Raw genomic sequence first — 6,407 nt, 5'->3', positions numbered from 1 at the left:
ATCTGGTTTGTTTGGGGGGGGCCCGCGCCTCGGGGGCCGCACCGCATTTGGGGGTTTGTTTTTTTGGGGGGGGGGGGGGGGGGCCCCCCCCCCCGCCCCTGTCGCCGAACAGGCTTGCGCAGCCCCGGTCAACACCCTAATCCAGCGCCATGACACATGCCCACCAGCGCCTCCTGATCATCGACTTCGGCTCCCAGGTCACGCAGCTCATTGCGCGGCGCCTGCGGGAGCTGAAAGTCTATTGCGAAATCCATCCCTTCAACCGGGTGGATGCGGCCTTCCTGAAGGCCTTCGCGCCGAAGGCGGTGATCTTCTCGGGCGGTCCGGCCTCTGTCTTCGCCGAGGGCGCGCCGATGCCGCCGGCGGAGGTCTTCGACCTCGGCGTGCCGATCCTCGGCATCTGCTATGGCCAGCAGGTGATGATGCACTGCCTCGGCGGGAAGGTGGAACGCGGCCACGGAACTGCGGAATTCGGCCGCGCCTATGTGACGCCCGCGGAAAGGCGACTGCCGCTCCTCGACGGCTGGTTCGCGGATGGCCGCGAACAGGTCTGGATGAGCCACGGCGACCATGTCTCGGAAATCGCGCCGGGATTCGCGGTCTACGGCACCTCGCCCAATGCGCCCTTCGCGATCACCGCCGATCCGGCGCGCAGCTTCTATGCCGTCCAGTTCCACCCCGAGGTGCACCACACCCCGAAGGGCGCGAAGCTCTACGAGAATTTCGTGCGCCTCGCGGGCTTCGCCGGCGACTGGACGATGGGCGCCTACCGCGAGGACGCGATCGAGAAGATTCGCGCCCAGGTTGGCGGCGGCAAGGTGATCTGCGCCCTCTCCGGCGGGGTCGATTCCTCGGTCGCGGCGCTTCTCATCCACCAGGCCATCGGCGACCAGCTCACCTGCGTCTTCGTCGACCACGGGCTGATGCGGCAGGGCGAGGCGGAGGAAGTGGTCTCGATGTTCCGTGAGCACTACAACCTGCCCCTGATCCACGCCGATGAAAGCGACCTCTTCCTCGGAGCTCTCGACGGCGTTTCCGACCCGGAAACGAAGCGCAAGACGATCGGCCGGCTGTTCATCGAAGTCTTCGAAAGGCAGGCCGAGGCCATCGGCGGCGCCGCGTTCCTCGCCCAGGGCACACTTTATCCCGACGTCATCGAAAGCGTCAGTGTCTCGGGCGGTCCCTCGGTCACGATCAAGTCGCACCACAACGTCGGCGGCCTTCCCGAAAAGATGGGGATGAAGCTCGTCGAGCCGCTGCGCGAGCTTTTCAAGGACGAGGTGCGCGCGCTCGGCCGCGAGCTCGGCCTGCCGGAGAAGTTCATCCGGCGCCACCCGTTTCCCGGCCCCGGCCTTGCCATCCGCTGCCCCGGCGAGATCACGCGCGAGAAGCTCGACATCCTGCGCCGCGCGGATGCGGTCTACATCGACCAGATCCGACGCCACGGGCTTTACGACGCGATCTGGCAGGCCTTCGCGGCGATCCTGCCGGTCAAGACAGTCGGCGTCATGGGCGACGGGCGCACCTACGACTACGCCTGCGCGCTCCGCGCGGTGACCTCGGTGGACGGGATGACGGCCGACTACTACCCTTTCACACACGACTTCCTGTCTGAGACGGCAACACGGATCATCAACGAGGTGCAGGGCATCAACCGCGTCTTCTACGACGTGACCTCGAAGCCCCCCGGCACGATCGAGATGGAGTGACCGGGACGGTTCCGCCCGGCCCGCCGAGGCCGCGACGCACGCTCCATTGCCCTTCGATTTCAGGCCGGTAAGGATTCCCTTACTTTCTTGACCCTGCGTAAGCTGGCAATAATCCAATCGTTCCGTGAGTGGTGGCATTGGCCAGGAACAGCGCCCCGGACCAACCCGCTCTTTGCGGGGGAAAGGGGAGCCCGGGAAACCGGATGCTGGGCCTGTCGGGTGTATATTCCGCCTGGCAGACCCGGCAACAGAGACGCGCCCTGTCCTCATCCCCAACAGGTGCGGCGCGCTTTATGGGCGGTGCGTTTCCCGAGCGGGAGACGCACCGCCTTTTTCCGAGAAGGATATCGCCTTGCGTGCATTGATCCTCGTCAATCACGCATCGGGCGACTCGGCTAGTGTCACTTTGTTCCGTGAGTGGTGGCATTGGCCAGGAACAGCGGCCCGGACCAGCCCGCGATTTGCGGGGCGAAGGGTCGGCCGGGAAACCGGACGCCGGACCGACCGAATCCAAGGTCCAGCCGGCCGGGCCGGCATGAGGCGTGCCCTGTCCCCGTCCCCCGACAGGCGCGGGCGCGTTTCGCGGCGGTGCGTTTTCCTGCGGGAAGGCGCACCGTCTTTTCGCGCGGTCCGAAACGCGAAAGGGGCGCGTTGCCGCGCCCCCCGCAAGATTGCCACTCGGGACCGGATCGGCTCAGGCGCCGAGGGTCTTCGCAACCTCGGCCGCGAAGTCCTCCTTTTCCTTCTCGATGCCCTCGCCGACGGCGACGCGGGCGAAGCCGGTGATCTCCACACCCGCATCCTTCGCGGCCTGGGCCACGGTGATGTCGGGGTTGATCACGAACTTCTGGCCAAGCAGCGTGACCTCCTCGAAGAACTTCGCCATCCGCCCGACAATCATCTTCTCGATCACCGCCTCGGGCTTGCCCGACTCGCGGGCCTGCTCGGTCAGGATCGCCTTTTCCCTCTCGATGAGCGAGGGATCGAGGTCCTTTTCGCTCAGCGACGCGGGCGAGGTCGCGGCGACGTGCATGGCGATCTGCTTGCCGATGGCCTCTGCCTTGTCCTTCGGACCGTTGAGCGCGACGAGAACGCCGATCCGCCCCATGCCCTCCGCCGCGGTGTTGTGGACGTAGGAGACCACCGTGTCACCCTCCAGAAGGTGCATCCGGCGCAGGTTCATGTTCTCGCCGATCCGCGCGATGGCTTCGGTGATGACCTCCTCGACCGGCTTGCCGTTCAGGTGCGTCGCCCGCAGGACCTCGATGCTTTCGCCGGTCTGCAGCGCGAGATCGGTGATGTCACGCACCATCTGCTGGAAGTCGGCGTTCTTGGCGACGAAGTCGGTTTCCGAGTTGATCTCGATGGCGACGCCCCGGCCGTCGCGAACGGAGATGCCGACGAGACCCTCGGCGGCGACGCGGCCGGACTTCTTGGCGGCCTTGGCGAGGCCCTTGGTGCGAAGCCAGTCGATCGCGGCTTCCATGTCGCCGTTCACCTCGGTCAGCGCCTTCTTCGCGTCCATCATGCCTGCGCCGGTCGTGTCGCGCAGTTCCTTCACCATCTGGGCGGTGATAGCCATGGCTGGCTCTCCTTCATCTTGAAATGGGTCAGGCGGGGCATATCCCCGCCTGGTGACTGTCGGATGACAGGGGCCCCTTCGGCCCCTGCCCGCGCTCAGGCTTCCGCTGCGGCCTCTTCCGCGGGCGCCTCTTCCAGCGCGCCGAGGTCGATGCCTGCGGCACCCATCTGCGCCGACATGCCGTCGAGCGCGGCCCGGCTCACGAGGTCGCAGTAGAGCGCGATGGCGCGGGCGGCGTCATCGTTGCCCGGGATCACGTAGTCCACGCCCTTGGGCGAGCAGTTGGTGTCGACAACGGCCACGACCGGGATGCCGAGCTTCTGCGCCTCGAGGATGGCGAGGTCTTCCTTGTTCACGTCGATCACGAAGAGAAGGTCGGGCAGGCCTCCCATCTCGCGGATCCCGCCGAGGGCCGCCTCGAGTTTCGCCTGCTCGCGCTCCATGCCCAGCCGTTCCTTCTTGGTCAGGCCGGCCGCGCCCCCGCCGAGAATCTCGTCGATCTGCTTCAGCCGCTGGATCGACTGGGAGACGGTCTTCCAGTTCGTCAGCGTCCCGCCGAGCCAGCGGTGGTTCATGTAGTACTGCGCACTCTTTTCCGCAGCCTCGGCGATGGCCTTCTGCGCCTGCCGCTTGGTGCCGACGAAGAGGATGCGGCCGCCCTTGGCCACCGTCTCGCGGATGACGTTCAGCGCGGCGTCGAGCATCGGCACCGTCTGCGTCAGGTCGATGATGTGGATGCCGTTGCGGTCGCCGTAGATGTACTCGGCCATCCGCGGGTTCCAGCGCTGCGTCTGGTGACCGTAGTGAACGCCAGCTTCAAGAAGCTGACGCATGGAGAATTCGGGAAGCGCCATGCCTTTTCCTTTCCGGTTTCATGCCTCGGCGAAGCCATCATCGCGGACCCTTGTCCGCGACAACCGGCGGACCTTGCGGGATTTCTCCCCGCAAGGCCCAAGCCTCGCCTGTGAAGTGGCGCGCGTATAGACCGGATCGCCGGGCGGCGCAACCCCCCCGAGAGGCGGCGTCCCGGCAGCGCGCCGTCAGGCCAGGTCGCGGACCATCAGGTGGTTGCCAGGCCCGGTCTTCACCTCGAACCGGCTGATCTTGCGCAAGAGATCGCTGAGCTTGGCACTGCCGTAGGTGCGGGTGTCGAAATCGGGGTTGGCCTGGACGATGAACTGGCCGAGCTGGCCGAGGGAATACCAGTCCTCGTCGCCGCCGATCGCGCGCATCGCCGCGACGACGAGCGGGATCGCCTTGACCGGAGGTTCCTTCCCGGCGGCGGCCTTCGGCGCCTCGCGGGCGGCGGCCTGCGGGCTGGCCCCGGCCGCGGGCGCCGGCGCCTCGGCTTCCGGCCCCGCGACGAGGTTCTCGACATAGATGAACCGCTTGCACGCCATGCGGAAGGCCTCGGGCGTCTTTTGTTCGCCGATCCCGAAGACATCGAGCCCCTGTTCGCGGATCCGCGCCGCGAGCCGGGTGAAGTCGCTGTCCGAACTGACCAGCACGAAGCCGTCGAAGAGGCGAGAGTGCAGGAAATCCATCGCGGCGATCACCAGACCGATGTCCGAGGCGTTCTTGCCCTTGGTATTGGAGAACTGCTGGTCCGCGACCAGCCCCAGCGCCGCCACCTTGCGCGCCCAGGCGTTCAACCGTGTCGCCGACCAGTCGCCGTAGATCCGCCGGACCGAGGCTTCGCCGAGCGAGGCGATCTCCTCGAAGATCGCCTCGGCGTATTGGGCGGGCACGTTGTCGGCGTCGATGAGCACGCAAAGGCGGGGCGCACGGGGGTCTGGCATGAGGTCTCCTGCGGTCTGGCGCGCCAGGGGGACAGGCGCGGGATGCCCCATTATCGACCGGCGGCAGGCAAATGCCAAACCGCTTTGGACCGGCCCGAACCCTGTGCGGTCCGGGCCGGACTCCTCAGGGACCGGTGGGCAGCAAATGGTCCAGTACGCGCCGGCCCCTGTCGTCCGGCGCAAGGCCGATGTCGCGCAGGAGATGGTCCGGCAGCCCGGCCACCGCGCGGCGCGTCCGCGACCGGTGCCGCTTCGCCTGCCACCGCGTCCTCATGTCAGCCAGCATCTGCATCCCCTCGCACGCGATCGTTGGTCGCGTGGTCGGGCGCGACGCAGCGATGGCCGATGGCGGCGACATGGCTGACGTCGGTGCCGCAGCAGCCGCCGAACACCCGGAGCGCAGGCAGCACCTCCATCAGCGCGCGGTAATCGGCGGCAAGTTCGGCGGCGTCGCCCGCGTCGAGTTCGGTCGACTCGTCCAGTTCCGCGTGGCTCTTGCGCGAGGCATTGGCCCGGATCATGCCGATCCGGCTGCGCCAGTCGCCCTCCAGCACGCCGCGGAAGTGGTCGGGATGGGCGCAGTTGACGCCGTACCAGGCGACGGCCCCGCCGGTTGCCGCCTCGGTCTCGGCAATCGCCTCGCCGAGGGGCTGCCCGGTGACCAGGCGGCCGTCCGTCTCCACCGTGAAGGAGATCACGACGGGCACATCGGCCCTGATCGCAGCCCGCGCGATGCCGATGCCCTCGGCGGCATTCGCGATCGTCGTCGCGGTCACCAGATCGACGCCGGCCCGCGCCAGCGTGCGGACCTGCCGCCCATGCGCCTCTTCCGCCTCGGCTTCGTCCAGCAGACGGTCCGGGGCATAGGCGTCGCCATGCGGCCCCACCACTCCGTTCACCATGACCGGGATACCGGCGGCCGCCGGCGACGACGCGACGGCGCGGGCGAAGGCGACGGCATCGCGGTTGACGGCGTCGATCTCTTCCGGCGAGTGCCCCATGATCGCGCCCCAGCCCTGGCCTGAGCGCCAGGTGGCCGTGTCGAGCACGAAGCCCGCACCGTGCGTCCGCGCCGCGCCGAGGTAGCCCTCGAAATAATCGCTCAGCCGGGCACGGCCCTTCGAGGACCGGAGCAGCGGAAACGAGGCGAAGTGCGGCAGGTCAATCCCGTGATGGAAGATGAGCGTCGTCTCCAGCCCGCCATCGGCCAGCCAGAACCGGTCGGAAATGTGCGAAGCGAGTGCACGTGTCTTGTAACTTTGCATGTCTGAAAGTCCTTGTTTGAAGATGCGGGATGACTAGACGCGACGGGCTTTG

General features: G+C 67.4%; 6 protein-coding genes. 1 reads left to right on the top strand and 5 read right to left on the bottom strand.

Annotated features, from left to right (window positions below):
* Positions 1-149: 149 nt before the first annotated feature.
* Complete coding sequence (gene guaA / locus ACMUOO_RS04345; RefSeq protein WP_301918275.1) at positions 150-1,709, top strand: glutamine-hydrolyzing GMP synthase; 1,560 nt, start codon at positions 150-152, stop codon at positions 1,707-1,709.
* Between the two features lie 694 nt (positions 1,710-2,403).
* Here the strand turns inward: guaA and tsf are convergent.
* The 5 genes from tsf to ACMUOO_RS04320 all read right to left on the bottom strand — a co-directional run bounded on the left by tsf (position 2,404) and on the right by ACMUOO_RS04320 (position 6,355).
* Positions 2,404-3,291 (bottom strand): translation elongation factor Ts, encoded by an 888-nt coding sequence (tsf, locus tag ACMUOO_RS04340; protein ID WP_301918274.1) that lies wholly within the window; start codon positions 3,289-3,291, stop codon positions 2,404-2,406.
* A 95-nt stretch (positions 3,292-3,386) separates the two neighbouring features.
* Entirely contained in the window at positions 3,387-4,145 is a 759-nt protein-coding gene (rpsB, locus tag ACMUOO_RS04335) for a 30S ribosomal protein S2 (protein ID WP_301918273.1), read from the bottom strand.
* Positions 4,146-4,331: 186 nt separating this feature from the next.
* Entirely contained in the window at positions 4,332-5,090 is a 759-nt protein-coding gene (locus ACMUOO_RS04330; RefSeq protein WP_301918272.1) for an NYN domain-containing protein, read from the bottom strand.
* Positions 5,091-5,214: 124 nt separating this feature from the next.
* Positions 5,215-5,376, bottom strand: coding sequence for a DUF1127 domain-containing protein (locus ACMUOO_RS04325; RefSeq protein WP_301918271.1), 162 nt, complete (start codon positions 5,374-5,376; stop codon positions 5,215-5,217).
* A complete protein-coding gene (locus ACMUOO_RS04320) occupies positions 5,366-6,355 on the bottom strand; it encodes a homocysteine S-methyltransferase family protein (RefSeq protein ID WP_301918270.1) in 990 nt (329 codons plus the stop codon). Before ACMUOO_RS04320 ends, ACMUOO_RS04325 begins: the two co-directional genes overlap by 11 nt.
* Between the last annotated feature and the right edge of the window lie 52 nt (positions 6,356-6,407).

It is taken from the genome of Albidovulum sp., assembly GCF_041919395.1.
In the GTDB taxonomy this organism is placed as follows: domain Bacteria; phylum Pseudomonadota; class Alphaproteobacteria; order Rhodobacterales; family Rhodobacteraceae; genus Albidovulum.
Note: the sequence above shows the minus strand (reverse complement) of the source record. Positions and strands in the feature narration are given on the sequence as shown.